This window comes from Prauserella flavalba (assembly GCF_003202235.1).
GTDB classification, from domain to species: domain Bacteria; phylum Actinomycetota; class Actinomycetes; order Mycobacteriales; family Pseudonocardiaceae; genus Prauserella_A; species Prauserella_A flavalba.
Window position 1 is genome coordinate 187,294 of the sequence record NZ_MASU01000008.1, and the last position, 26,793, is coordinate 214,086.

Consider the following 26,793-nt stretch of genomic DNA (forward strand, 5'->3'; position numbering starts at 1 on the left):
GAGAGTCCCTTGATCACGGCCACCGGCCTCGAACTGCGCGCGGGTTCGCGCGTGCTCCTCGCCGACACCACCCTGCGCATCCAGCCCGGCGACCGCATCGGTCTCGTCGGCCGCAACGGCGCGGGCAAGACCACGACCCTCAAGGTCCTCGCCGGTGAGGGTGAGCCCTACGCGGGAGCCGTCCAGCACGGCGCCGAGCTCGGCTACCTGCCGCAGGACCCGCGCGAGGGCGATCTGTCGGTCACCGCGAAGGACCGCGTGCTCTCCGCGCGGGGCCTCGACACGCTCGTGCGGGACATGGAGAAGGCGCAGACCGCCATGTCGGAGCTCGTCGACGACAACGAGCGGGACAAGGCGGTGCGCCGCTACGGCAGGCTCGAGGAGCGGTTCGCCGCGCTCGGCGGGTACGCGGCCGAGAGCGAGGCCGCGCGGATCTGCGCGAACCTCGGCCTGGAGGAGCGCGTGCTCGGGCAGCCCCTGCGGACGCTCTCGGGCGGTCAGCGCAGGCGCGTGGAGCTGGCCCGCATCCTGTTCGCCGCCTCGGAGGCGGGCGCGGGGGGCAAATCGGGCACCATCCTGCTGCTCGACGAGCCGACCAACCACCTCGACGCCGACTCGATCAGCTGGCTGCGCGGCTTCCTCAAGTCCCACGACGGCGGGCTCGTGGTGATCAGCCACGACGTCGAGCTGCTCGACGAGGTCGTCAACAAGGTGTGGTTCCTCGACGCGACGCGCGGGGAGCTCGACAACTACAACATGAACTGGAAGCGGTACCTCGAGGCGCGCGCCACCGACGAGAAGCGCCGCCGCCGCGAGCGGGCCAACGCCGAGAAGAAGGCCGCCGCGCTGCAGCAGCAGGCCGCCAAGCTGGGTGCCAAGGCCACCAAGGCCGTCGCGGCGAAGAACATGGCGCGCCGGGCCGAGCAGATGCTCGCGAACCTGGACGACGAGCGGCAGGCCGACAAGGTCGCGCGGATCAAGTTCCCCGCGCCGGCCCCGTGCGGCAGGACCCCGCTCACCGCCGAGGGCCTGTCGAAGTCGTACGGGTCGCTGGAGATCTTCACCGGAGTGGACCTCGCGATCGACCGCGGCTCGAAGGTGGTCGTGCTCGGCCTCAACGGCGCGGGCAAGACCACCCTGCTGCGCCTGCTCGGCGGGATGGAGGCGCCCGACACCGGCGAGGTCGTCGCGGGCCACGGGCTGCGGCTCGGCTACTACGCACAGGAGCACGAGACGCTCGACCACGATGCGACGGTGTGGGAGAACACCCGGCACCTCGCGCCCGACACGGGGGCGCAGGAGCTGCGGAACCTGCTCGGCTCGTTCCTGTTCTCCGGCGAGCAGCTCGACCAGCCCGCGGGCACCCTGTCGGGTGGTGAGAAGACCCGGCTGGCGCTGGCCGGGCTGGTGTCGAGCGCGGCGAACGTGCTGCTGCTCGACGAACCCACCAACAACCTCGACCCGGCGAGCCGCGAGCAGGTGCTCGACGCGCTGCGGAGCTACACGGGCGCGGTGGTGCTCGTGACGCACGACCCGGGGGCCGTGGAGGCGCTGGAACCCGAACGCGTGATCCTGTTGCCGGACGGCACGGAGGACCACTGGTCGGCCGATTATCTGGAACTCGTGCAGCTCGCGTGAGTTGGCTCGATGCCAAATAGGTGGCCAAGTCGTTAGTTGATGTTCGGCAAACACCGAATCGGCCCAATATCTTCGCGGTTTCGGAAGGTTTTTGGCCCGTCGTCTGGCATTCCGCCGCTCAGTGTTCGATCATTGCGGCGGCAGGGGTCGAATGTGGCCCGAAACACCATACGGGCGGAAGGTGGATCGACGTGGCAGACCTGAAGAAGGGTGCGCGGATCACCGGAAACACACGCGACAAGTTGGCCGCCGACCTGAAGAAGAAATACGAGAAGGGGGCGAGCATTCGCTCGCTGGCGGAGTCAACCGGACGTTCCTACGGTTTCGTACACCGGGTCCTCTCGGAATCCGGTGTGCAGCTCCGCGGTCGCGGCGGCGCCACTCGCGTCAAGAAGAAGTAAGGGGAGCCGACTCCGGCGTGGTGCCTGAGCCCGGTGTCGCGGCGACGCGGGAGGCCGATTCCCGGCTCGGGAAGCACAACATCGCGCCAAGCAGGACAACCGGATACACCAGATAACCGAATCGGGTGGCCGGCGTGAGCATCGTGAAGGTGCCCAGGCCGACCGCGATGCGAAGCAGTGCATCCGCACCGGCGACGGGCGGTCGCCGGACGAGCCACCACAGGATCGCCAGTGCCGCGGCGGCCAGCAGCACGAACGCGAGCACCTTGCCGACCGGGCCGGTCCCGGCGATGAGGTGCCCCGGCAGCGGGCTCGCGGCGGGTGAGGTGACCGCTCCGAGCCCGGCCGGGAACCGGATCACGTGCTCGGCGAACGCGTGCGGACGCACGAGGTACACCGGCACGTTCACCACCGCGCACACGGCGAGCAGCACCAGCACGAAGCGGGCCAGCGCGCGACGGCCGAGCCGCGCGAGCACGAGCACCCCGAGCACCACCGCGGCAGGCAGCACGATGAGCTTCGCGCTCGTGACGAGCGCCAGAACGGTGGCCGAGGACGCCGGCCGGTCCGTCGCGGCCAGCGCGGCACCCAGCACGAGCAGCCCGACGATCGCGAGATCGGGGCCTGCCGTCGCGAAGGTCAGCGCGGTGAGCGGGAACACCGCGACGAGCTGTGCCGCGCGGACCGGGATCCTCGGCCTGCCCAGCAGCCGCCACGCGCCCCACGCGCACAGCACCGCCGTGAGGGCGAAGTAGAGGCGCGCGTCCGTCAGCACGTCGGTGACCGGCGTGCCGCCCGCGAGGGCCCTCGGCAGACCGAACACGGTCATCACGGGGCCGTACGGGGTGTAGTCGTTCACCACGGGCGGACGGCCGAGCGCGGTGACGTCGGCGTAGGGCGTGCCGCCCTCGAGCAGCAGGCTCGCCGACCGCTCGATGACCCACACCTCCGGCTGCGCGCTCCACGACCACGGGGTGTCGAGCCAGTCGGTGCCGGTGAGCCTGCGCACGAGCAGGAACACCAGCGGCGCGAGCATGCCCACCACCGCGACGGCGCCGACGCCGACCCAGCGCGACCGCAGGCGGCCGCCCTCGCGGCCCGGCGTGAACCGCAGCCAGCACGTGTGCGCGAGTGCGAGCGCGTAGCCTGCGATGGCGAAGTTCGCCCAGATCCGGAAGCCGTAGTGCTTGTCGGTCAGCGCGAGCGCGACGGCGTAGCCCGCGGCGACGAGGTAGAAGACGAGGTCCAGCCGCAGGGGCCGCTCGTCCCAGCTGTGCCGCACCCACTGCTGAACCCGGCGACTCCCCATGGCAGCAGGTTAGGCGATGCGCGGAAACTGTCGGACCTCGCGGGCAGAATTGGTGCGCGGATCCGGGAAGCATCGCGCGGAGCCCGGTGTTGTCCAGGACATATCGGATCAAGATCTCGACTATTGTCGAGGTATTGCGCGCTCGGGGGCGAGCGGGGAGGGGCTGCGGGACATGGACAACACGTGGACGTTGCTGAGCGGGGCGATGAGATCGGCGGACGCGCCGAAGGGGCTGCGCAGGGGGACCGTGCGCAGGGTCGCGCGCTTCGCCCGCCCGCACTGGGCCCGGCTGGGGGTCTTCCTCGCACTCACCGTGGTCTCCGCGGTGCTCGCCGTGAGCACCCCGCTGCTCGCCGGCCGCGTGGTGGACGAGATCGTCGGCGGGGGAGCGGCGGCCACGGTGATCTGGCTGGCCCTCGCGATCGCCGCGCTCGCCATCGCCGACGCCGGGCTCGGGCTCGCCGAGCGCTGGCAGTCGGCGCACATCGGTGAGGGGCTGATCTTCGACCTGCGCCGGGCCGTGTTCGAGCACGTCCAGCGCATGCCGATCGCGTTCTTCACCCGCACGCGCACGGGCGCGCTGGTGAGCAGGCTGAACAACGACGTCATCGGGGCGCAGCGCACCTTCACGGCGACGTTGTCCGGCCTGGTCACCAACGTGATCCAGCTCGTGCTGTCGCTGGCCGTGATGGTGACGCTGTCCTGGCAGGTGACGCTGCTGGCGCTGGTGTTGCTGCCGGTGTTCGTGCTCCCGGCGCGGCGGATCGGCAGGCGGATGGCCGACCTGCAGCGCGAGTCGGCCGAGCTGAACGCCTCCATGACCACGCAGATGACGGAGCGGTTCTCGGCGCCGGGGGCCACGCTCGTGAAGCTGTTCGGCAGGCCGCACGCGGAGGCCGCCGAGTTCGGTGCGCGGGCCGGCCGCGTGCGCGACATCGGCGTGCGCACCGCGATGCTCACGCGCTGGTTCATGACGAGTCTCACGCTGGTCTCGGCGCTGGCGCAGGCGCTGGTCTACGGCCTCGGCGGCTGGCTCGCGCTGCGCGGCGACCTCGCTCCCGGCACCGTGGTCGCGCTGGCCCTGCTGCTGACCAGGCTGTACTCGCCGCTGACCGCGCTGGCCAACGTGCGGGTGGACGTGATGACCGCGCTCGTGTCGTTCGAGCGCGTCTTCGAGGTCCTCGACCTCGACCCGATGATCAAGGAGAGGCCGGACGCGCGGAAGGTCCCCTCCGGCGGTGTCTCGGTGGAGCTCGACGACGTGCGCTTCGCCTACCCGTCCGCCGACCGCTACTCGCTGGCCTCGCTGGAAGACGTGTCCACACTGGACAACCGGGGCGGCGACGAGGTCCTGCACGGCGTGAGCTTGCGGGCGGAGCCAGGGGAGATGGTGGCCCTGGTGGGCTCGTCCGGCGCGGGCAAGTCCACCATCGCGTCGCTGGTGCCCCGGCTCTACGACGCCGACTCCGGCTCGGTGCGGCTGTCCGGTGTGGACGTCCGGGACCTCACGTTCGCATCGCTGCGCGAGGCGGTGGGCGTGGTGACCCAGGACGGGCACCTTTTCCACGACACCATCCGGGCCAACCTCGCCTACGCGGCCCCGGACGCCTCCGACGCCGAGATCTGGCATGCGCTCGACCGCGCGCGGCTGGCCGAGCTGGTGCGCTCGCTGCCGGACGGGCTCGACACGATCATCGGCGAGCGCGGCTACCGGCTCTCCGGCGGGGAGCGCCAGCGGCTCACGATCGCGCGGCTGCTGCTCGCGCAGCCGAGGGTCGTGGTGCTCGACGAGGCGACCGCGCACCTCGACTCGGAGTCCGAGGCCGCGGTCGGCGAGGCGCTCAGCGACGCGCTCGACGGGCGCACCGCGATCGTGATCGCCCACCGGCTGTCCACCATCCGGGCCGCGGACCGCATCATGGTGGTGGAGGCGGGCCGGGTCGTCGAGCAGGGCACCCACGAGCAGCTGCTCGCCGCCGGAGGACGCTACGCGGAGCTGTACCACACGCAGTTCCGGGAGGAGACGCCCACAGCGGCGTGAGGAGGTCGTGGGTGATCGACGACGAACCGGCGATGGTCGTCCGGCGCTCGCCGGTTCCCGCCCGCGCGGTGGCGCTCGTGCTGCACGGCGGGGCCGAGCACGGCGCCGACGTTGTCCGGCCGTGGCGGCTCGCCTACCTGCGGATGGTGCCTTTCGCCCGCGCTCTGCGCGCCGCGGGCGCGCGGCACGGGCTGGAGGTGCGGCTACTGCGCAACCGCGTGCGCGGGTGGAACGCGCCCGCCCTGGACCCGGTGCGGGACGCCCGCTGGGCGCTGGAGCGGGTGCACGCCGAGAGCCCCGGCCTGCCGGTGGTCCTGGTGGGTCACTCGATGGGCGGCCGGGTGGCCCTGCGCGTCGCCGACGACCCGGCCGTGACCGGGGTGTGCGCGCTCGCGCCGTGGACCCCCGAGGGCGAACCGGTGGACCCGGTGCGCGGCCGCACCGTGGTGCTCGCGCACGGCACGCGCGACGCCGTGACCAGCCCGGAGGCGTCGTACGCCTACGCCAAACGTGCCCAGGAGGCCGCGGACCGGCTCGCCCGCTTCGAGGTGGCCGAGGAAGGCCACGCGATGGTGCAGAGGCCCGCGCTGTGGCGGCGGCTGGTGGTGGGCTTCGCCGCCGACGTGCTGGGTTTCCCGGAGCGGGACGGCCTGCCCGCCCCGGACTGGGACCGGCCCGCGGAGACGCGCCTGCGCATCCGCCTGTAGCGGCGTGTCGTACACAACCCGACCGGGGGACCGTGCGTCCATGAACGAGGGACATGAGGTTTAGTAAGGCCCGCACGGACGCGGCACGACACCGATCGGGAGACGACGATGACGTACGGCGGACACTACGGCGGGCAGCAACCGCCCGGCGGCAACCGCCGGCCGCCCCGCGGCCCCAGGGAACACCAGAGCGCGCAGATGCTGCCCGTGCCGGGCAGCGACCGGGCACGGCAGGGGCCGCCGCCCCGCCCCCGGCACCAGCCGACGCGCGTGGCGCCCGTGCCCGGCCACCAGCCCCCGCACCAGCCGCCGCCGGACGGCGAACGCCCGAGGCCGCCGCGCCGCAGGCGCTGGTCGTTCGGCCGCGTGCTCATGGCTCTGGCGCTGGTGTTCGTGCTGTTCATCGGCGCCGTGTGGCTCTATCTCGAGTTCTCCATCAACCGCATCGACGCCCTGCCCGACTACGAGGGCAGGCCGGCGGCGGCGTCGGGCACCAACTGGCTCATCGTGGGCTCCGACTCGCGCGCGGGCCTCGACGCCGACCAGCAGGCGCAGCTGGTGACCGGTGACACCGGCGGGCAGCGCACCGACACGATCATGATCGCCCACATCCCGGACAACGACACCGCGCCGACGTTGCTGAGCCTGCCGCGCGACTCGCAGGTGGAGATCCCCGGCTACGGCACCAACAAGATCAACGCGGCGTTCTCGTTCGGGGGCGCGCCGCTGCTCGCCCAGACCATCGAGCAGGCCACGGGCCTGCGGATCGACCACTACGCCGAGATCGGCTTCGGCGGCTTCGCGAACCTCGTCGACGCGATGGGCGGCGTCGAGATGGACATCCCCGCGGAGATGCGTGACACCAAGACCGGCATCGTCATCCCGGCGGGCAAGCAGACCCTCGACGGCGCGCAGGCGCTGGGCTTCGTGCGCATGCGGTACAGCTCGGCGACGCCGAGGTCGGACCTCGACCGCGTGGCCAACCAGCGAAAGTTCATCGGCGCGATGGCGAGCCAGATGGCGAGCCCGTCGACGCTGCTGAACCCGTTCGACGTGTTCCCGCTGCTCGCGGACGCGCCGGACGCGCTGACCATGGACACCGGCGACCACCTGCACAACCTGCTGGGCCTGGCTTGGGCGATGCGCGGGATCTCCGACGGCGGCGTGGTGACCACCACCATGCCCACCACGGACAGCTCGGCGGAGAACTGGGACGAGGAGAAGTCGCAGGCCCTCTTCGACGCCTTCCGCAACGACACCCCCGTCCCGGACAGCGCGATCGTCAACTAGCCGCTTGATCGGCCCCCAAGGCCACCTTTGTTGCGTTCAACGCAACAAAGGTGGCCTTGGGGGCTGTCCTCGAAATTCTGCGCCGATGCGGGCGACATCGACCTGGTGCCGCTGAATGCCACCTCGGGCGGTGCGCGCGACGAGGCGGGCCTCGCCGGCAGCGCGAACGAGACGATCCGCTGGTCGACGGTGACCGAGGCGGACCTCGGCGGCTGACCGGAGACCCAGGTCACACCAGGCCATGTCACAGGGGTGCCGGGCTGTCTCGTCTCGGGGGTTGTAGCGAAGGACGACCCCTGGAGGGACAGCATGGACGCGCGACTGAACTTCTTCACCAGCCCCACCGCGGGCAAGGTCCTCAAGCAGTTCATGTCGGTGGGCAAGGCGCTCAAGGAGTCGGCGCTGCCCGCCGCGACGCAGGAGCTGGTGTCGCTGCGGGTGAGCCAGATCAACGGCTGCGCCGTGTGCCTTGACATGCACACCAAGGAGGCCGCCGCCGCCGGTGAGACGTCCGTGCGGCTGGCACTGGTCGCGGCGTGGCGCGAGGCCACGGTCTTCACCGAGGCCGAGCGTGCCGCGCTGGAGCTGGCGGAGGAGGGGACCAGGGTCGCCGACGGGGCGGGCGGCGTCAGCGACGAGGTGTGGGAGCGCGCCGCCAAGCACTACGACGACGACCAGCTCACCGCACTGGTGCTCCTGGTGGGCTTCATGAACACGGCCAACCGGATGAACATCATCACCCAGCAGCCCGCTGGCGACTACGTCGCCGGCCAGCTTCACTGAACGCCAGCGCGGCAGGGGAGGAGATCCCGGTGAGCAAGGTCGAGGAGTTCGAGGATCTGCGGCCGCTGCTGTTCTCGATCGCCTACCGCATCCTGGGCAGTGTCGGCGAGGCCGAGGACGCGGTGCAGGAGACGTGGCTGCGGTTCGACGCCTCGGCGACCCGGCCGGAGTCGGTCAAGGCGTTCCTGTCGGCCACGGTCACCCGGATCTCGATCGACGTGCTGCGTTCCGCGCGGGTGCGGCGGGAGCAGTACGTCGGCCCGTGGTTCCCCGAGCCGCTGCTCGACGACCCGTACGAGGACCCCGGCCGGGCCGCGGAGCTGGCCGACTCGGTGTCGATGGCGGCGCTGTTGCTGCTGGAGCGGCTCAGCCCGCTGGAGCGGGCGGTGTTCGTGCTGCGGGAGGTGTTCGCGTTCGGCTTCGCCGACATCGCCGCGGCGGTGGGGCGGTCGGAGGCGGCGTGCCGGCAGCTGCTGGTGCGGGCACGGCGGCACATGGAGGAGGGGCGCCCGCGGTTTGCGGCCGACCGGAGGGAACGGCGGGAGCTGGCGACGCGGTTCTTCGACGCGCTGGCCGGCGGTGACGTGGCGGGACTGCGGAGCCTGCTGGCCGCCGACGTGCAGCTGGTCGGGGACGGCGGTGGCAAGGCGCCGCAGCTGGCGAGGGCCGTCGTGGGTGCGAACAAGGTGGCCCCGTTGCTGGACACGGTCTACTCCTGGCTGCTCCAGGTGGGCGTGACGTGCGAGCCGCACGAGATCAACGGGCAGCCCGGCGCCCTTTTCCGCGACCGGGAGGGCCGGATCCTCTACACGCTGGTCCTCGACGTGCTCGACGGGCGAGTCCAGACGATCCGCTCGATCATCAACCCCGACAAGCTCGGGCACCTCGGCCCGGTCGCCGACGCGTGGGCCGTCGACCGCGAGGTGAAGCAGGCCCGCAAGCCGAGGGCCTGATCACGTCGCTCGGCACTCCGGCACGCCAGGTTCGGCCGCGCCGGTGTCCAGGTAGCGGCGGAGACGTAGTGGTCGGGTCCGATGTGGGTTGCGGCAGCACGGTTCCCGCCGGGGTCCACGGCGTCCACCGGCCCCGGCCAGCCCCGGACGTCGATCTCGACGGCGGTCCCGGCGGTCACCCGCTCCGAGGGCGGTGGTGACGCGGTTGACGTTCTCGCCCAGCGGCTGCTCGGGCGGCAGGAGGTAGCCGGTGCCGGTGAAGGCACCACCGGTGTACCGGGCGCCGATGTCGTCTCCGTACACAGTGGACATATCGGCGGACAAGGTGAGCGGGGAGGCGAGCCTGGCCGACGGCGGCGGCGGGGCGAGTACGGCGAATGTGGTCGCGAGCAACGGCAGCAGTGTTCGGCCACGCATGACGGCTCTCCACAAGGGAGATACAGGACGGGTACAGAAAGGATGCTCAGGCCATCCCGCCCAGACCCGGATGTTAGGTCCAGACCGCCGACGCGAACAGTGCCACAGGTAGGCCGGTGGGTGAACATCGCGCACGCCGCCTTTGTACGAAACATGTACACCGATGCGTCAGGCTTGGCCGCGGGCACGCCGCCGCGGCGCTCGGCAGCGGCCATCCGAGACCCGGTTTCCCCTGGGGGTGGCCTCGGGTGGCCCGTTGCCGTGCCGGCCGCTCCGGGTCAGCGCGAGCGCAGGACCTCGAGTGCCTTGTCGGCGTGCACGGCCATGCGCAGCTCGCTCTTGATCACCGCGAGCACCCTGCGGTCGGTGTCGATCACGAACGTGTGCCGCTTGGTGAGCAGCGGGCCGAACTTGCGCCGCACCCCGAACCGCGTCGCCACGGCGGCGTCGGCGTCGGAGAGCAGCGGGAAGTCGAAGCTGTGCTTGTTGGTGAACTCGAGCTGTTTGTCGACAGGGTCGGGGCTGATGCCGATCCGGTGCGCGCCCGCGTCGGTGAACTCGGCGGCGAGGTCGCGGAACTGGCAGCTCTCGGCGGTGCAGCCCGGCGTCATGGCGGCGGGGTAGAAGAACAGCACCACGGGGCCGGTCTCCAGGAACTCCGAGAGGGTGCGCGGTTTGCCGTTCTCGTCGGGCAGCGTGAAGTCCGGCGCGAGCTCTCCCTGCTTCATGGTCACGATCCTACGGGCCGGGGACCGCGCTGCTCGATGAGCGACGTGATCTCGTCGGCGGTCGCGGCGCGGCCGTACAGCCTGCCGCGCCCGGCGACGATGCCCAGCTCCCGCAGCCGCCGCGCGTGCTCGACGGTGTGCACGCCCTCGGCGCCGATCCGCTTGACGCCCAGCGCCGCGGCCCGCTCGAGCAGCGCGGCGAGGTGCTTGCGGGCGGTGTCGGCCTCGGGGCCCTCGGAGGCGAGCGCGTCGACGAGCGGCCCGGCGAGGATGAGGAAGCCGACCGGCAGCTGATGGGTGTGGATGAGCTCCAGATCGGCGCCCGCCGCCACGGCGAGGGTGATCTTGACGTCCAGGTCGGCCAGCACGGCCAGCGCCTCCAGCACCTCCCCGCGCGGGTCGGACAGCGCGGCGGCGTCGGTGCAGATGCGCAGCTTGTGCGACGGCAGCCCGGTGGACTCCAGCTGGTCCCTGACGATGCCGACGAGGTTCGGGTCGATCGCGAACCGCAGCGGCAGCCGGATGCAGAGGTCGGGGGTGGCGGGGAAGGCGGCGTGCCAGGCGGCCGCGTCCGCCATCGAGCGGGTGAGCAGCCACCGCCCGAGGCTCGGCGTCATGCCGGTGGTGTCGGCGAGCGGGAAGAACTCGTCGGGACCGAGCACGCCGTGCTCGGGGTGGTTCCAGCGGAGCACGGCGTTGACGACGGCGATCTCGTCGCTGCCGTCGAGCTTGACGGTCGGCTGGTACTCCAGCTCGAACTCGCCGTTCTCCAGCGCCCCGCCGATCACGGCGCCGATGCCGTACCGGCGCCGGTCGCGGCTGTCGAGCTCCTCCTCGAACAGCATCCACTGCGCGCGCCCGTTCTCCTTCGCGCGGTGCAGCGTGATCTCGGCGGCCCGGTGCAGGTCCTCCTGCGTGCGGCCGTGGGCGTCCTGCACGACGATCCCGACGCTGACGCTCACGCCGATGCCCTTGCCGTCCACGTAGACCGGTTCCGCGAGCTCGGTCATCGCCTCCTCGACGAGGTCGATCACGGCGGCGCTCGTGAGCGCGCCGCGCATCAGCACGGCGAAGCCGTCGCCGGAGAGGCGGGCGAGGAACGCGCCGTGGCCGCTGAACGTGTCCTCGAGCTTGCGGGCGACGTGGCGCAGCACCTGGTCGCCCGCGCCGGGGCCAAGCCCGTCGTTGACGACCTTGAAGCCGTCGACGTCGAGGTAGACGAGCGCGATCTGGTCGTCGTCGGGCAGGGCGAGCGTGGCCTCGAGCTTGTTGACGAAGCTGCGGTGGTTGGGCAGGCCCGTGAGCGGGTCCTGCACGTTCTGCTTGCGCAGCGCCTCGCGCAGCAGGCTCAGCTCGCTGACGTCCTCGACCAGCAGCACGGGGTAGATCGTGCCGGGGGTGTCACCGGGCAGGCCCGCGATCGTGACGTGTGTCCGCAGTGGACCGTCCTCGGCGTGCTCCAGCTCCACCGGCTCGCGGTGCCGGGACTTGCGCAGCGAACGCAGGTCCTCCAGCCCGGCGAGCACCGCCTCGGTGTCCTTCGGCGTGGCGCACAGGTCGGTGACCGGCTTGCCCGCGAGGTCCTCGGGCCGGTGGCCGAGCAGGTGGGTGAGCGCGGGGTTGGCGTCGAGGACCCTGCCCTCCTGGTCGGCCAGCAGCACCCCGACGGGGGTGGCCGAGTACAGGTCGGCGAAGCGCTGGATCGCCGCCTCCTTGGCGGTGTCGGCGCGCGCGTAGGCCTCCTCGGCGACCGACATGAGGACGCCTTCGAGTTCGCCGGCGGACAGGGTTACCCCGTTCGTGCCGGCAAGTTGTGCCGCCCAGCGGCGGGCGATGTCCACCAACCCTGGTGTGCCACCAGGCTTCGGCACCTTGCACCTCTCCACACACGCGTCGAAGGCCAGCTCAGTGCCGGTGTGGGCCGCCGCGCGGCACGCACCGGCCCCGAGTCGGCCGAGAGCCTTGCAACAGCATCATGCGCCCAACGGTGTGTCTACCGGCTGTCCGAGTGGTTCTCTCACGCTAGATGATCACTCATCGTAGTCAGACGCGGTGGAGGTGGATGGGCAGGCCGTCGACCGGCACGGGAAGTGAGACGTAGTCCCAGCGGACCCGGTAGCCGCGCGGGACGCTCCACCGGTACCGGCGCAGCATCTCGTGCAGCAGTGCCTTGACCTCGTAGGTCCCGAAGTGCAAGCCGATGCACTTGTGGGCGCCGCCGCCGAAGGGCATCCACGCGAACCGGTGGGACTTGTCCTCCCTGCGCCCGGCGCCGAATCGTTCGGGATCGAACGTGTGCGGGGCGGTCCAGTAGCGCGGGTCGAAGTGGTTCACGCTGGGCGACACGCCGACGAGGGTGCCCTCGGGCAGGTAGTAGCCGAGCACCTCGGTGTCCTTGACCGTCTTGCGCGACATGCTCGGCACCGGGGCGACGAGCCGCAGCGACTCCTTGATCACCAGGTCCAGCGTGTCCAGCCGGTCGAGCGCCTCGGTGCCGGGCAGCTCGTCGCCGAGCGCGAGGGACTCCTCGCGGGCCCGCTCCTGCCACTCCGGGTGCTTGGCGAGGTAGTAGGCGGCGGCCGTGCTCGTGATCGTGGACGTGTCATGCGCGGCCATCATGAGGAAGATCATGTGGTTGATCACGTCGGCGTCGGTGAAGCGCTCGCCCTCGTCGGTGGTGGCGTGGCACAGCGCGGAGAACAGGTCGGTGCCCTCGCCGGCGCGTTTGGCGGGCAGGTTGCTCGCGAAGTACCGCTCCAGCAGCTGCCTGCCCTTCAGTCCCGCGCGCCAGCGGCCGCCGGGCACGGGCTGGCGCACCACGGCCGTCGCGGCGCGCACGCACGCCACGAACGCGCGGTTGATCTTGAGCGCGTCGGCGCCGCTGGGCATGTCCATGAACACGCGGGTGGCGACGTCGAGGGTCAGCTGCTTGAGCGCCCAGTAGAGGCGGGGGTTCGGGGTGCTCGCCCACGAGGCGACGCCCTCGCGCAGGGTGGGTCCCATGCTGTCGACGTAGCCGACGAGGCGGTCGCGGGTGAAGGCCTCCTGCATGATCCTGCGGTGGGTGTGGTGCTCGCCGAAGTCGAGCAGCATGAGGCCGCGGTTGAAGAAGCGCTCGATGAAGAAGCGCCAGCCCTCCTGGCTGAACGCCTTGTCCTTGTTGATCAGGGCCACCTGTGTGGCGTCCGGGCCGGTGAGCGTCACGATGCGCCTGCCGAACGCGCCCGACCACCACACGGGCCCGTAGCGTTCGAACCGCTGCAGGCCGTACGGCACGCCGTAGCGCATCATGCGGACGGTGTGCCCGAGCAGCGGTGGCCCGGCGTCGCCGGGAATGGCCTTGAGCCCGCTGCCGGGCGGAGGGGCGGCGAACTCGCTCGACGGCCACTGCCTGCGCAGCACGCGCTCGTCGACCGCGCGGGGCAGGGGCACGGCCGTGAGCGGCGGGATCCGCTCGCGAAGCGTCTCGGTCATCCTGTCGACGGCTGTCACCATGGCGACCATCTCCTCGTTCAGCCGTCTCCACGGTCCCGCACTATTGGCAACGTGACAAGAGCGTTCCGCCGGTCGGGTGCCCGAGGTAGCTCAGCCGTCGTCCAGCAGCGGGCGCAGGATCCCGACGAGCGCGGTCGCGTCGTCCTCGGCACCGCACTCCAGCTCGATCTCCCGGCCGGAGGGGCCGCGCGCCGTGAGGGTGACCCTGCCGAGCGCATGGTGGCGGGAGAGCCAGGTGAGCAGGGAGGTCACGAACGCGCTCGCCGTGTCAGCGCAGAGCACCACCACGACGGCATCCGGAACGCCGCCCGGCTCGCCGTCCCAGTCCGGCTGCTCGCGCAGCGACACACAGCCGTGGAACTCGTCCTCGTCGCTCATCCAGAAGGCGAGTGACCGCAGTTCCTCGGTGAATCCGGCAACGCTGACCGCAACTGTTCCGGGCGACACGGAAAGCTCCCCCGCGGGTGGTGGGAAAGGCGCAGGCTAACAGCGCTCCAGCGGGTGCCACCAGCACGATGGCCCGCGTCTTTTTCAGAGCCTACCCGGCGGCGCCGACGCGGAAGTCGGCCAGGTTCACCTTGCGGGTCCGCCTGCGGTACTCGTGCGTGCGGCCGGGCCAGTTGCTCACCACGCGGCCATGCTCGTTGCGGTACCAGCTGCTGCACCGGGTCCACACCGAGCGCGCCAGCCGCGTCTGCACCTCGGTGTCCCATTCCTGCTCGGCCACGGGGCGCACGTCGAGGTACCGGCCGGGATTCCCGGCGAGGATGCGCACCGCGTCGCGGACGTAGCGCGCCTGGCTCTCCAGCATGTAGATGATCGAGCCGCCGCCGAGGTTGGTGTTGGGCCCGTAGATGAGGAACAGGTTGGGAAAGCCGGGAACCGTGATGCCCAGGTGCGCGCGGGCGCCCTCGCTCCAGGCGTCGGACAGTGCCCGCCCGTCCAGCCCGCTGATCCGCATCGGCGCGAGCAGCTCCTGCGCGGCGAAGCCGGTGCCGTAGATGATCACGTCCACCTCGTGCTCGACGCCGTCGGCCGTGCGCACACCCCGCGGCGTCACCTCGATCACCTTCTCGGTCACAAGGTCCACATTGGACTTCGTCATGGCCGGGAGGTAGTCGTTGCTGAACAGCACCCGCTTGCAGCCCAGCGCGTAGTCGGGGGTGAGCTTGCGGCGCAGCTCCAGGTCGGCGACCTGCTCCCGCAGGTGCCTGCTCGTCTGCCGTTCGAACAACGGGGTGAAGAACCGCCACTTCGACAGGCACTGCTGCGCGAACTCCGCGTAGAGCCAGAAGCCGAGCCGGTCCAGGGTCTGCAGAATCGGCAGGACCCGGAAAGCCTTGTGGTGCCAGGGTTTGTAGGCGTGGTCGCGTTTGGGCAGGATGTACTGCGCCGAGCGCTGGAACACCGTGACGTGCGCGGCGGCGGGCTGGATCTCCGGCACGAACTGGATCGCGCTCGCGCCGGTGCCGATCACGGCGATCCGCTTGCCGGCCAGCTCGGCGCCGTGGTTCCACTCGGCCGAGTGGAACGAGGTGCCCTCGAAGTCGCCGATGCCGGGGATCGGCGGGAGCGCGGGTCGCGAGAGCTGACCGGTGGCCGCGATGAAGGCACGCGTGACGTACTCGGCGCCGGACGCGGTGCGCACGTGCCACTCGCCGGTGCCCCCGTCGAACTCGGCGGAGGTCACCTCCTGGCCGAAGCGGATGTGCTGGAGCACGCCGAACCGGCGCGCGGTGCGCTCGAGGTAGGCGTGGATGTCGGGCTGGGCGGCGTAGCGCCGGGGCCACCGCAGGTTGCGCGCGTAGGAGTAGGAGTACAGCGGCGAAGGGACGTCGCAGCCGGAGCCGGGGTAGGTGTTCTCCCGCCAGACCCCGCCCAGGTCCTCGGCCTTCTCCAGTACGACGAAGTCATGGAGCCCGGAGCGGCGCAGCTCGATCGCCGTGGCGACGCCGCCGAACCCGGTCCCCACGATCAGCGCGGTCGTGCGGGTGGTGGTCATGCGGGCAACGGTAGGTCCGGCCCTCGGCCCGCCCCAGCGGAAGCGGGGACAAGTTGTTGATATTTTCGGACACATGATCGGCTGGGACTTCCCGCGCGGGGTGATGAGCGCCGCGCTGCTGGCCGAGTTCGCGGGGGAGCTCGGCGTACCCAGGGGCGAGGTGCTGCGCGGCACGGGCCTCGACGAGACGGTCCTCCACGACCCGCTCGCCCAGGTCGAGGCGCACCAGGAGCTGGCGGTGGTGCGCAACCTGATCCGGAGCTGTCCCGGCCGCGACGTCGCCCTGCTCGGGCTCACCGCGGGGCAGCGCTACCACGCGACGTCGTACGGGATCTGGGGTTACGCCGTCACGAGCAGCCGCACCGTGCGCGACGCGGTGGAGCTCGCCCTGCGCTACATCGAGCTGACCTACGTCTTCTGCGTGCCCGAGCTGCGGGTCGACGGCGAGGCCGCGCACCTGCACTGCCGCGACGACGACGTGCCCGCCGATGTCCGGTCCTTCCTGCTGGCCAGGGACATCGCCGCGATCTTCACCCTCGTGAGGGAACAGGTCGGCGCGCCGCTGCGGGCGCACCGGGTCGCGCTGCGGCTGCCGGAGCCGGCCGATGCCGGGCCGTACCGGGGGCTGCTGGGTCTCGAGCCGGAGTTCGGGTACGACCACACGCGCGTGTCGTTCGGCCGGGCGCTGCTCGACCAGCCGATGCCGCAGGCCAACGAGCACACGGCGGCGCTCTGCGAGCGCCAGTGCCGGGAGCTGCTCGCCCGCCGCCGCGCGCGCACGGGGGTCGCGCGCCTGGTGCGGGACCAGCTGCTGGCCGTCGACGGGCTGCGGTCCGACATGGAGCAGGTCGCGGCCGCGCTCGCCATGACGGTGCGCACGCTGCGGCGCAGGCTCGCCGCCGAGGGCACGACGTACCGCGCGCTGCTGGACGAGGTGCGGGAGGCCTACGCCGAGGAGCTGCTCGCCACGCAGGCGCTGTCGGTGGAGCAGATCGCCTACCGGCTCGGCTACAGCGAGGCGTCGAGCTTCATCCACGCGTTCACGCGCTGGAAGGGCGTGAGCCCCAGGGAGTTCAGGCGCCGAACCGGATCCGGAAGTCGCCCAGGTGCGCGCTCACCAGCGGACGGCGGCCGGCCAGGTAGCCCAGCGGGCCGTGCGGATTGATGTTCCAGCTCGCCGACGCCGCGTGCGGGCGGCCCTTCGAGCGGACGTCGCTCACCAGTGGCCTTCCGTCGACCTCCTGCGCGATCCCGAAGTTCGCGGGCAGGCGCACGGGCGGGCCGGGCCGGGGCGAGAACGCCGCCGTGGCGATCCAGTCGTCGCCGGTGCTCGCCGAGGCGGTGAACCCCCTGCCGTAGGCGAACTCCAGCGTCGCCAGGTCCTTCGGGATGCCCCACAGCGCCCGGCCGCCGGCGAGCGACACCTCGCTGTCGACCCAGATCTCGGTGATGCTGCCGGTGGCTCGCAGTCCGTTGCGGACGGCCACAGTGGACAGCAGCTCGTGGTAGGACAGCTCGCCCGGCGGCTGATAGTCGATCCACGCGGTGAACACCACGGCCTTGCCGGCGACCGTGACCGGATCGACCACGGCGGGCACCCTGGGCAGGGCGGCCGGCGGCACGGTCCACACCGACAGGTAGGCGTTGCCCGCGAGGTTCCACGGTTCGGGCGGGTACTCCGGCATGTCAGCTCTCCCGGCGCCAGGGCAGGAAGTCCGGCTGGTCCGCCCCGGCGCGCAGGCGGAACTCCGGTGGCCGCTTCTGCAGGAACGACAGTACGCCCTCGACGGCGTCGGGGTTCCTGGTGATGCTGCCGATGAGCTTGGAGTCGAGCTCGTGCACGGGCAGCGGTGAGTCCATTCCGGACATCCGGTAGAGCAGCTGCCGGGTGACCGCGACGGACACGGGCGCGGTGTTGGCGGCGAGGTCGGCGGCGAGCGCGTACGCCGCGTCGAGCAGCTCGCCCGGCTCGTGCAGGCTGTGCACCAGCCCGGCGGTGTGGGCCTCCTCGGCGCCGAACACGCGGCCGCTGACCATCCAGTCGACGGCGCGGCCGAGCCCGACGAGCCGGGGCAGGTACCACGCCGACGCGCCCTCGGGGTAGATGCCCCTGCGGGTGAAGACGAATCCGAAGCGCGCGTCGGTGGCGGCGAGCCGGTAGTCGGCCGACAGCGTGATGGTGATGCCGCCGCCGATCGCGGCGCCGTGGATGGCGGCGATCACGGGCTTGTCCATCGCGAAGATCCGCTTCGAGCACCGGCCCGCCGGCTCCTGCCACTCGGGGCCCGGCCCGGTCTCGGCGTCGAAGTCGAAACCGCCCTGCGACAGGTCGGCGCCGACGCAGAAGTCCGGGCCCTCGCCCGTGAGCACGACGACGCGCACGTCCTCGTCGGCGTCGGCCCGGTCGAACGCGGCGGCCAGCTCGTCGGCCATGCGCACGGTGTAGCCGTTGCGCGCCTGCGGCCGGTTCAGCGCGACCGTGGCGATCCGGTCGGCGACCCGGTACGTGATCTCGGTGTACTCGCTGTCGTCACCCACGAAGGTCTCCTGGCGTCGTCGTTGAGGCGACCGTATTGCACGCCGACCTTACTGGCAACTTGCCAACAAGAAAACAATCACGCGTGCTTGATTTCCGTCGTGGGCGGTGCCAGTCTGGCCGCAGACAGCTCGAGGAGGTGCTGCGTGGCGGATCTCGAGGCGATCCTCACCGACCTGGACGCGGAGAGCCGGGACGTCGACGGGCTCGTGGCCGGGCTACCGGAGCCGGACTGGGCCCGGCCGACCCCGGCCGAGGGGTGGACGATCGCGCACCAGATCGCCCACCTGCACTGGACGGACGAGAAGGCGCTGCTCGCCGCCCGCCGGCCGGACGACTTCGGCGAGGAGCTGAAGCGAGCCCTCGTCGCGGTCGACGCCTACGCCGATCAGGGCGCCGCTGAGCTGGCCCCCACCCGGCCCGCCGAGCTGCTGGAGCGCTGGCGGCGCGGCAGGGCCGACCTGCGCGACGCGCTCGCCGCCGTGCCCGCCGGCACGAAACTGCCGTGGTACGGCCCGCCCATGAGCGCCGCCTCGATGGCGACCGCCCGCATGATGGAGACCTGGGCGCACGGGCAGGACATCGCCGACGCGCTGGGCGTCGAGCGCGCGCCCACGGCGCGGCTGCGGCACATCGCCAGGTTCGGTGTGCGCACCCGGGACTTCGCGTTCGCCCTGCACTCGCTCGCCGCGCCCACGGAGGAGTTCCGCGTCGAGCTGACCGCGCCGGACGGGAGCCGCTGGACCTTCGGGCCGGAAGACGCCACGCAACGCGTCACCGGCAGCGCGCTCGGCTTCTGCCTCATCGTCACCCAGCGCCGCCATCCCGCCGACACCGACGTGCGCGCCGAGGGCGAGTCGGCCCAGGAGTGGCTCGGCCTGGCGCAGGCGTTCGCGGGCCCGCCGGGGAAGGGCCGGGAACCGGGGCAGTTCGCATGATCCGGATCGGCAACGCGTCGGGCTTCTACGGCGACCGCTTCGCCGCGGTCCGCGAGATGCTCACCGGCGGGCCGCTCGACGTGCTCACCGGCGACTACCTCGCCGAGCTGACCATGCTCATCCTCGGCCGCGACCGGCTCAAGGACCCCGCTCGCGGCTACGCCAAGACGTTCCTGCGCCAGCTGGAGGAGAATCTGGGGCTGGCCAAGGACAACGGCGTCACGATCGTCACCAACGCGGGCGGGCTCAACCCCGCCGGGCTTGCCGACGCGGTGCGCGAGCTGGCCGCCCGGCTCGGCATCGACGTCCGCGTCGCCCACGTCGAGGGCGACGATCTGCTGCCGAGGGCGGGCGAGCTGGGGCTGGGCGAGCCGCTGACCGCCAACGCCTACCTTGGCGCGTGGGGCATCGCCGAATGCCTGAAGGCGGGCGCGGACGTGGTGGTGACCGGCCGGGTCACCGACGCGTCGGTGATCGTCGGCCCCGCCGCCGCCCACTTCGGCTGGGCCCGCGACGACTACGACGCCCTCGCGGGGGCCGTCGCGGCCGGGCACGTGATCGAGTGCGGTGCGCAGGCCACCGGCGGCAACTACGCGTTCTTCACCGAGCACTCGGTCGGCGTGCCCGGGTTCCCGATCGCCGAGATCCACGCCGACGGCTCCAGCGTGATCACCAAGCACGAGGGCACCGGCGGCGTGGTCACCACGGGCACGGTCACCGCGCAGCTGCTGTACGAGATCGGCGGCGCCCGTTACGCGGGACCCGACGTCACCGCGCGGTTCGACACGCTGGTGCTGAGCGACGACGGCCCCGACCGTGTGCGCATCGGCGGTGTGCGCGGCGAGCCGCCACCACCGGAGCTCAAGGTGTGCCTCAACCGGCTCGGCGGGTTCCGCAACGAGGTGACGTTCGTGCTCACCGGCCTGGACATCGAGGCCAAGGCGGCACTCGTGCGCGAGCAGCTGGAGGCCGCGCTGAAGGACCGGCCGCCGCGCGAGGTGCGCTGGACGCTCGGCCGCACCGACCACGAGGACGCCGGCACCGAGGAGGCGGCGAGCGCGCTGCTGCACTGTGCCGTCAAGGATCCCGACCCGAAGGTCGCCGGGCGGGCGTTCAGCGGCGCCGCCATCGAGCAGGCCCTCGCGAGCTACCCCGGCTTCCACGTCACCGCGCCGCCGGCCGACGCCTCGCCGTACGGCGTCTACACCGACGCCTACGTGGACGCCCGCGAGGTGCCGCACGTCGCCGTGCTGCCCGACGGCACCAGGGTGGACGTCGCCCCGGCTGAGCGGACCCTCGAACTGTCCCCTGTGGACGAGCAGGCGCTGCCGGAGCCGTTGCCGCACGGGCCCGTGCGCCGCGCGCCGCTCGGCCTCGTCGCGGGCGCCCGCAGTGGCGACAAGGGCGGCAACGCGAACGTCGGCGTGTGGGTGCGTTCTGAGCGCGCGTGGCGCTGGCTGGCCCACACCCTGACCGCTGGGGAGCTGCGGCGGCTGCTGCCCGAGACCGCGGAACTGCCGGTGCACCGCTACCTGCTGCCCAACCTGCGTGCCGTGAACTTCGTGATCGAGGGCCTGCTCGGCGAGGGCGTCGCGGCGCAGGCCCGGTTCGACCCGCAGGCCAAGGCGCTCGGCGAATGGCTGCGAAGCCGCCATGTCGACATCCCGGAGGAGCTGCTGTGACCGACCCCTTCGCCACCCCGGAGCGCGTGGCCCTGCGCAAGACGGTGCGCCGCTTCACCGAGGCCGAGGTGCTGCCCCATCTCGCCGAATGGGAGCGTGCCGGTGAGCTGCCGAGGGACCTGCACCGCAAGGCGGGCGAGCTCGGCCTGCTCGGCATCGCCTTCCCGGAGAGCGTGGGCGGCGAGGGCGGCGACTACCTCGACGCGCTCACCGTCACCGAGGAGATCCACTACGCGGGCGGCTCCGGCGGGCTCATCGCCTCGCTGTTCACGTGCGGTATCGCGGTACCCCATCTGGCGGCGGCGGGCGATCCCGACCAGATCGACACCTGGGTCCGGCCGACGCTGAAGGGGGAGCTGATCGGCTCCCTCGCCGTGACCGAGCCCGACGGCGGGTCCGACGTCGCCGGGGTGCGCACCACCGCCCGGCGCGAAGGAGACCACTACGTCGTCAACGGCGCCAAGACGTTCATCACCTCGGGCTGCCGGGCCGACTTCGTCACCACCGTGGTGCGCACGGGCGAGCCCGGTGCGCACGGGCTGTCGTTGCTCGTCGTCGAGCGCGGCACGCCCGGCTTCACGGTGACCCGCAAGCTGGACAAGATGGGCTGGCACTGCTCCGACACCGCCGAGCTGTCCTACGTGGACGCCAAGGTGCCGGCCGCGAACCTGGTGGGCGCCGAGAACAGCGGCTTCGCGCAGGTCGCCACCCAGTTCGTCACCGAGCGGCTGTCGCTCGCGGTGCAGGCGTACGCGACGGCGCAGCGGGCGCTGGACCTCACCGTCGAGTGGTGCCGGCTGCGGGAGACGTTCGGCAGGCCGCTCATCTCCCGGCAGCTCGTGCAGCACAAGCTCGTCGACATGGCGCGCAGGATCGACGTCGCGCGCACCTACGTCCGGCACGTCGCCCAGCGGCACGTGGCGGGCGAGGAGATGATCGCCGAGGCGTGCTTCGCCAAGAACACGGCGGTCGAGACGGGCGAGTGGGTGGTCAACGAAGCGGTGCAGTTGCACGGCGGGCTCGGCTACCTGAGCGAGTCCGAGGTGGAGCGGCACTACCGCGACATGCGGATCCTCGGCATCGGCGGCGGCACCACCGAGATACTGGCCGGACTCGCGGCGAAGCGATTGGGGTACACGGCGTGACGGCACTGCGGTCGACACTGGACACGGCGAGCGCGGAGTTCGCCGGCTACCGCGACGCGATGCTCGCCAAACTGGCCGAGCTGGAGGCCGAGCACGCCAAGGCCGTCGAGGGCGGCGGCGAGAAGTACACCGCACGCCACCACCAGCGCGGCAAGCTGCTCGTGCGCGAGCGCATCGAGCTGCTGCTCGACGAGGACTCGCCGTTCCTGGAGCTGTCGCCGCTGGCGGGCTGGGGCAGCGACTTCACGGTCGGCGCGAGCGTGGTCACCGGCATCGGCGTGGTCGAGGGCGTCGAATGCGTGATCATCGGCAACGACCCCACGGTGCGCGGCGGGGCGAGCAACCCGTGGACCGTGCGCAAGATCTTCCGCGCCTCCGACATCGCGCTGGAGAACCGGCTCCCGGTGATCAACCTCGTCGAGTCGGGCGGCGCCGACCTGCCGACGCAGAAGGAGATCTTCATCCCCGGCGGCAGGCTGTTCCGCGACCTCACGCGCTTGTCGGCCGCCGGGATCCCCACGATCGCGCTCGTCTTCGGCAACTCCACCGCGGGCGGCGCCTACGTGCCGGGTATGTCCGACCACGTCGTGATGATCGAGGAGCGGTCCAAGGTGTTCCTCGGCGGGCCGCCGCTGGTGAAGATGGCCACCGGCGAGGAGTCCGACGACGAGTCGCTCGGCGGGGCGGCGATGCACGCCCGCCGTTCGGGGCTCGCCGATTACCTCGCGCGCGACGAGCCCGACGCGATCCGCCTGGGGCGCCGGATCGTCGCGCGGCTCAACTGGCGCAAGCGCGGCCCCGCACCGGGCCCCGTCACCGCTCCCCGGTACGACGAGGAGGAGCTGCTGGGCGTCGTGCCCGACGGGCTCAAGGTGCCGTTCGACCCGAGGGACGTGCTCGCGCGCGTGGTCGACGGCTCCGAGTTCGACGAGTTCAAACCGTTGTACGGCAACAGTCTCGTCACCGGCTGGGCGCGGGTGCACGGCTACCCGGTGGGCGTGCTCGCCAACGCGCGCGGGATCCTGTTCAGCGAGGAGTCGCAGAAGGCGGCGCAGTTCATCCAGCTCGCCAACCAGACCGACACGCCGCTGCTGTTCCTGCACAACACCACCGGCTACATGGTGGGCAAGGACTACGAGCAGGGCGGCATCATCAAGCACGGCGCGATGATGATCAACGCGGTGTCCAACAGCAAGGTGCCGCACATCTCGCTGCTCATCGGCGCCTCCTACGGCGCGGGCCACTACGGCATGTGCGGGCGCGCCTACGATCCGCGGTTCCTCTTCGCGTGGCCCAGCGCGAAGTCGGCGGTGATGGGCCCGCAGCAGCTGGCCGGCGTGCTGTCGATCGTGGCCAGGGCGGCGAGCGAGGCGCGCGGGCAGGCCTATGACGAGGACGGCGACGCCGCGATGCGGGCGGCGGTCGAGGCGCAGGTGGAGGCCGAGTCGCTGCCGATGTTCCTCTCCGGCCGCCTCTACGACGACGGCGTGATCGACCCGAGGGACACGCGCACGGTGCTGGGCCTGTGCCTCTCGGCCATCCACAACAACCCTGTCCAGGGTGCCACCTTCGACGGCACCGGCTTCGGCGTCTTCCGGATGTGAGCTGATGATCGAGAACGTGCTGGTGGCCAACCGGGGTGAGATCGCCCTGCGGATCTTCCGCTCCTGCCGCGATGCCGGGATCGGCACCGTCGCCGTGTACTCCGACGCCGACGCGGGCGCGCCGCACGTCGCCGCCGCCGACGCCGCGATCCGCCTGCCCGGCGACGCGCCGTCGGACACCTACCTGCGCGGCGACCTCGTGGTGAAGGCGGCGCTCGACGCCGGGGCGGACGCCGTGCACCCCGGCTACGGCTTCCTCGCGGAGAACGCCGCCTTCGCGCGTGCCGTGCTCGACGCCGGGCTGGTGTGGATCGGGCCGTCGCCGGAGGCCATCGAGACGATGGGCTCCAAAGTGGAGTCCAAGCGGCTCATGGCCGCCGCGGGCGTGCCGGTGCTGCCCGAGCTGGACCCCTCGCAGGTCGGCGTGGCCGACCTGCCGGTGCTCGTCAAGGCATCGGCCGGGGGCGGGGGACGGGGCATGCGGGTGGTGCGCGAGCTCGCCGGCCTCGACGACGCCGTGCGCGGCGCGAGCGCGGAGGCGGCCTCGGCGTTCGGCGACGCGACCGTGTTCTGCGAGCGGTATCTCGACACCGGGCGGCACATCGAGGTGCAGGTGATGGCCGACCGGCACGGTACCGTGTGGACGGTCGGCGAGCGCGAGTGCTCGATCCAGCGGCGGCACCAGAAGGTGGTGGAGGAGGCGCCGTCCCCGCTCGTGGACGCGGCGATGCGGGAGCGCCTGTTCGACGCCGCGGCGAAGGCCGCGAAGGCCGTCGGCTACGTCGGCGCGGGCACCGTCGAGTTCCTCGCCACCGCCGACGGTGACTTCTACTTCCTGGAGATGAACACCCGCCTGCAGGTGGAGCACCCCGTCACCGAGTGCACGACGGGACTCGACCTGGTGGACCTCCAGCTGCGGATCGCCGAGGGAGCCCGGCTCGACGGCGAGCCTCCACAGTGGACAGGGCACGCGATCGAGGTCCGCCTCTACGCCGAGGATCCCGCCGCGGACTGGCGGCCGCAGAGCGGGGTGCTGCACGCGTTTTCCGTGCCCGGCGTGGTCGCCGAGTTCGCCGTCCCGGGTCGCCACGGCATCCGCCTCGACAGCGGCGTCGCCGGCGGCTCGGTGGTGGGCGTGCACTACGACCCGATGCTCGCGAAGGTGATCGCCCACGGCCCCGACCGGGCCGCGGCCGCCCGGGCCCTCGCCGGTGCGCTGGCGAGGGCGAAGATCCACGGCCTGCGCACCAACCGCGACCTGCTGGTCAACGTGCTGCGGCACCCCGCGTTCCTGGCGGGGGAGACCGACACCGCGTTCTTCGACCGGCACGGGCTCGCCACGCTCGCCGCGCCACTGGCCGGCGGCGACACCGTGCGGCTCTCGGTGCTCGCGGCGGCACTCGCCGACGCCGCGGCGAACCGCGAGCGCGCGGCGGTGCTGGGCGGGCTGCCCAGCGGCTGGCGCAACGTCGGCGGGCTGCCGCAGCGCAAGGCCTACACCGTGACAGGCGAGGAGCACGAGGTGCGCTACACCCTCGGCCGCGACGGCCTGAAGGCCGAGGGCTACGAGGATGTGGTGCTCGCCGAGGCCGCGCCGGAGCGCGTGGTGCTGGAGACGGACGGCGTGCGGCGGGTGTTCACCGTCGCCCGGTACCCGGGGCTGGTCGCGGTGGACTCGCCGCTCGGCCCCGTGAGCCTCACGCCCGTGCCCCGGTTCACGGACCCGGACGCCGAGGTCGCCGCGGGCTCGCTGCTCGCGCCGATGCCCGGCACGGTCGTGCGGATCGCGGTCGGGCCGGGGGACACGGTGCGCGCGGGTGCGCCGCTGCTGTGGCTGGAGGCCATGAAGATGGAGCACCGGATCGCCGCGCCCGCGGACGGCGTGGTGACGGAACTGCCCGTGGTGGTCGGCCAGCAGGTCGAACCGGGCACGGTGCTCGCGGTCGTGAACACGGAGGAGTGAGGCATGGAGTTCGTCGAGTCGGCCGAGCGGCAGGAGCTGCGCAAGGCCGTCGCTGACCTGGCGCGCAGCTACGGTCACGAGTACTACGCGGAGAAGGCGCGCAGCGGTGGGCACACCACCGAGCTGTGGGACGAGGCGGGCAGGCTCGGCTACCTCGGCGTGTCCGTGCCCGAGGAGTACGGCGGAGGGGGCGCGGGCATCGGCGATCTCGCCGCCGTGTGTGAGGAGTTCTGCGCGGCAGGCACGCCGATGCTGCTCATGGTGGTGTCGCCCGCGATCTGCGCGACCGTGATCGCCCGCTACGGCACCGGCGAACAGAAGAAGCAGTGGCTGCCCGGGTTCGCGGGCGGCAGCGTGCGCATGGCCTTCGGCATCACCGAGCCCGACGCCGGGTCCAACTCGCACCGCATCACCACCACCGCGCGGCGCGACGGGTCCGACTGGATCCTCAGCGGACGGAAGGTGTTCATCTCCGGCGTCGACGAGGCCGACGCCGTGCTGATCGTCGGCCGCACCGAGGACGCGAAGACGGGACGGCTCAAGCCCGCGCTCTACATCGTGCCCACCGACACGCCGGGCTTCGAGTACCAGCAGATCCCGATGGACCTCGTCTCGGCCGACAAGCAGTTCGGGCTGTTCCTCGACGACGTGCGGCTGCCCGCCGAGGCGCTGGTCGGCTCGGAGGACGCGGCCATCGCGCAGCTGTTCGCCGGGCTCAACCCCGAGCGCATCATGGGCGCGTCGTTCTCCGTCGGCATCGCGCGGTACGCGCTCGCCAAGGGCGTGGCCTACGCGAAGGAGCGCAGCGTCTTCGGCGTGCCGATCGGCGCGCACCAGGGTCTCGCGCACCCCCTCGCCCAGGTGAAGATCGAGCTGGAGCTGGCCAAGCTCATGACGCAGAAGGCCGCCGCGCTCTACGACTCCGGTGACGACTTCGGCGCGGGCGAGGCCGCCAACATGGCCAAGTACGCGGGCGCGGAGGTGGCCATCCGGGCCGTCGACCAGGCCGTGCAGGTGCACGGCGGCAACGGCCTCGCCACCGAGTACGGGCTGGGCACGCTGCTCGGCGCCGTGCGCGTCGGCCGCATCGCACCGGTGAGCAGGGAGATGGTGCTGAACTTCGTCGCCCAGCACAGCCTCGGCCTGCCCAAGTCCTACTGA

Annotated in this window: 23 protein-coding genes; 14 read left to right on the forward strand and 9 right to left on the reverse strand. The window is 72.0% G+C overall.

Going from position 1 to position 26,793, the window contains the following annotated elements; translation table 11 throughout:
• Positions 1-9 precede the first annotated feature (9 nt).
• A complete protein-coding gene (locus BA062_RS21260; protein WP_110339415.1) occupies positions 10-1,638 on the forward strand; it encodes an ABC-F family ATP-binding cassette domain-containing protein in 1,629 nt (542 codons plus the stop codon).
• A gap of 191 nt (positions 1,639-1,829) precedes the next feature.
• Positions 1,830-2,039 (forward strand): helix-turn-helix domain-containing protein, encoded by a 210-nt coding sequence (locus tag BA062_RS21265; protein ID WP_110339417.1) that lies wholly within the window; start codon positions 1,830-1,832, stop codon positions 2,037-2,039.
• Here BA062_RS21265 and BA062_RS21270 read toward each other — a convergent pair.
• On the reverse strand, positions 2,026-3,348 hold the full coding sequence (locus BA062_RS21270; RefSeq protein ID WP_110339419.1) for a glycosyltransferase 87 family protein: 1,323 nt from the start codon (positions 3,346-3,348) through the stop codon (positions 2,026-2,028). The genes BA062_RS21265 and BA062_RS21270 overlap by 14 nt on opposite strands.
• 172 nt (positions 3,349-3,520) lie before the next feature.
• On the opposite strand from BA062_RS21270, the gene BA062_RS21275 reads away from it, so the two are divergent.
• The 5 genes from BA062_RS21275 (at position 3,521) to BA062_RS21295 (ending at position 9,122) form a co-directional block, all read left to right on the forward strand.
• Positions 3,521-5,389 (forward strand): ABC transporter ATP-binding protein, encoded by a 1,869-nt coding sequence (locus BA062_RS21275; protein WP_110339421.1) that lies wholly within the window; start codon positions 3,521-3,523, stop codon positions 5,387-5,389.
• Between the two features lie 32 nt (positions 5,390-5,421).
• A complete protein-coding gene (locus BA062_RS21280) occupies positions 5,422-6,096 on the forward strand; it encodes an alpha/beta hydrolase (RefSeq protein WP_110339688.1) in 675 nt (224 codons plus the stop codon).
• A gap of 108 nt (positions 6,097-6,204) precedes the next feature.
• Positions 6,205-7,386, forward strand: a complete 1,182-nt coding sequence (locus BA062_RS21285; RefSeq protein WP_110339423.1) for an LCP family protein — start codon at positions 6,205-6,207, stop codon at positions 7,384-7,386.
• A 309-nt stretch (positions 7,387-7,695) separates the two neighbouring features.
• A complete protein-coding gene (locus BA062_RS21290; RefSeq protein ID WP_110339425.1) occupies positions 7,696-8,169 on the forward strand; it encodes a carboxymuconolactone decarboxylase family protein in 474 nt (157 codons plus the stop codon).
• A 29-nt stretch (positions 8,170-8,198) separates the two neighbouring features.
• Entirely contained in the window at positions 8,199-9,122 is a 924-nt protein-coding gene (locus tag BA062_RS21295) for an RNA polymerase sigma-70 factor (protein WP_110339427.1), read from the forward strand.
• Here BA062_RS21295 and BA062_RS21300 read toward each other — a convergent pair whose 3' ends face one another.
• The 6 genes from BA062_RS21300 to BA062_RS21325 all read right to left on the reverse strand — a co-directional run bounded on the left by BA062_RS21300 (position 9,123) and on the right by BA062_RS21325 (position 15,764).
• Entirely contained in the window at positions 9,123-9,539 is a 417-nt protein-coding gene (locus tag BA062_RS21300) for a hypothetical protein (protein ID WP_110339429.1), read from the reverse strand.
• A gap of 278 nt (positions 9,540-9,817) precedes the next feature.
• Entirely contained in the window at positions 9,818-10,267 is a 450-nt protein-coding gene (locus tag BA062_RS21305; RefSeq protein ID WP_110339431.1) for a peroxiredoxin, read from the reverse strand.
• 2 nt (positions 10,268-10,269) lie between these two features.
• Positions 10,270-12,138 (reverse strand): diguanylate cyclase domain-containing protein, encoded by a 1,869-nt coding sequence (locus BA062_RS21310; RefSeq protein ID WP_110339690.1) that lies wholly within the window; start codon positions 12,136-12,138, stop codon positions 10,270-10,272.
• Between the two features lie 172 nt (positions 12,139-12,310).
• Positions 12,311-13,762, reverse strand: coding sequence for a cytochrome P450 (locus tag BA062_RS21315; RefSeq protein WP_168214047.1), 1,452 nt, complete (start codon positions 13,760-13,762; stop codon positions 12,311-12,313).
• 90 nt (positions 13,763-13,852) lie between these two features.
• Complete coding sequence (locus BA062_RS21320) at positions 13,853-14,209, reverse strand: effector-associated constant component EACC1 (RefSeq protein WP_146240055.1); 357 nt, start codon at positions 14,207-14,209, stop codon at positions 13,853-13,855.
• Between the two features lie 91 nt (positions 14,210-14,300).
• Positions 14,301-15,764 (reverse strand): flavin-containing monooxygenase, encoded by a 1,464-nt coding sequence (locus tag BA062_RS21325; protein WP_110339437.1) that lies wholly within the window; start codon positions 15,762-15,764, stop codon positions 14,301-14,303.
• Positions 15,765-15,837: 73 nt separating this feature from the next.
• Here BA062_RS21325 and BA062_RS21330 point away from each other — a divergent pair, with 73 nt between their 5' ends.
• On the forward strand, positions 15,838-16,929 hold the full coding sequence (locus tag BA062_RS21330) for an AraC family transcriptional regulator (RefSeq protein ID WP_110339439.1): 1,092 nt from the start codon (positions 15,838-15,840) through the stop codon (positions 16,927-16,929).
• On the opposite strand, the gene BA062_RS21335 is transcribed toward BA062_RS21330, so the two are convergent.
• Both BA062_RS21335 and BA062_RS21340 read right to left on the reverse strand, forming a co-directional pair.
• A complete protein-coding gene (locus BA062_RS21335) occupies positions 16,838-17,449 on the reverse strand; it encodes an acetoacetate decarboxylase family protein (protein WP_110339441.1) in 612 nt (203 codons plus the stop codon). The two genes, BA062_RS21330 and BA062_RS21335, sit on opposite strands and share 92 nt — an antisense overlap.
• Before the next feature lies 1 nt (position 17,450).
• A complete protein-coding gene (locus BA062_RS21340; RefSeq protein ID WP_110339443.1) occupies positions 17,451-18,302 on the reverse strand; it encodes an enoyl-CoA hydratase-related protein in 852 nt (283 codons plus the stop codon).
• A 144-nt stretch (positions 18,303-18,446) separates the two neighbouring features.
• Here BA062_RS21340 and BA062_RS21345 point away from each other — a divergent pair, with 144 nt between their 5' ends.
• The 6 genes from BA062_RS21345 to BA062_RS21370 are packed head-to-tail and all read left to right on the forward strand — an operon-like array spanning position 18,447 to position 26,793.
• On the forward strand, positions 18,447-19,238 hold the full coding sequence (locus BA062_RS21345; protein ID WP_110339445.1) for a TIGR03084 family metal-binding protein: 792 nt from the start codon (positions 18,447-18,449) through the stop codon (positions 19,236-19,238).
• Positions 19,235-20,920 (forward strand): acyclic terpene utilization AtuA family protein, encoded by a 1,686-nt coding sequence (locus tag BA062_RS21350; RefSeq protein ID WP_110339447.1) that lies wholly within the window; start codon positions 19,235-19,237, stop codon positions 20,918-20,920. The genes BA062_RS21345 and BA062_RS21350 overlap by 4 nt, the downstream gene beginning before the upstream one ends.
• Complete coding sequence (locus BA062_RS21355) at positions 20,917-22,065, forward strand: acyl-CoA dehydrogenase family protein (RefSeq protein WP_110339449.1); 1,149 nt, start codon at positions 20,917-20,919, stop codon at positions 22,063-22,065. Before BA062_RS21350 ends, BA062_RS21355 begins: the two co-directional genes overlap by 4 nt.
• Complete coding sequence (locus BA062_RS21360) at positions 22,062-23,669, forward strand: acyl-CoA carboxylase subunit beta (protein WP_110339451.1); 1,608 nt, start codon at positions 22,062-22,064, stop codon at positions 23,667-23,669. Before BA062_RS21355 ends, BA062_RS21360 begins: the two co-directional genes overlap by 4 nt.
• A 4-nt stretch (positions 23,670-23,673) precedes the next feature.
• The gene (locus BA062_RS21365; protein WP_110339453.1) at positions 23,674-25,632 is read left to right on the forward strand and encodes an ATP-binding protein; all 1,959 of its coding nucleotides are present in this window, start codon (positions 23,674-23,676) and stop codon (positions 25,630-25,632) included.
• Between the two features lie 3 nt (positions 25,633-25,635).
• Positions 25,636-26,793, forward strand: a complete 1,158-nt coding sequence (locus tag BA062_RS21370; RefSeq protein WP_110339455.1) for an acyl-CoA dehydrogenase family protein — start codon at positions 25,636-25,638, stop codon at positions 26,791-26,793.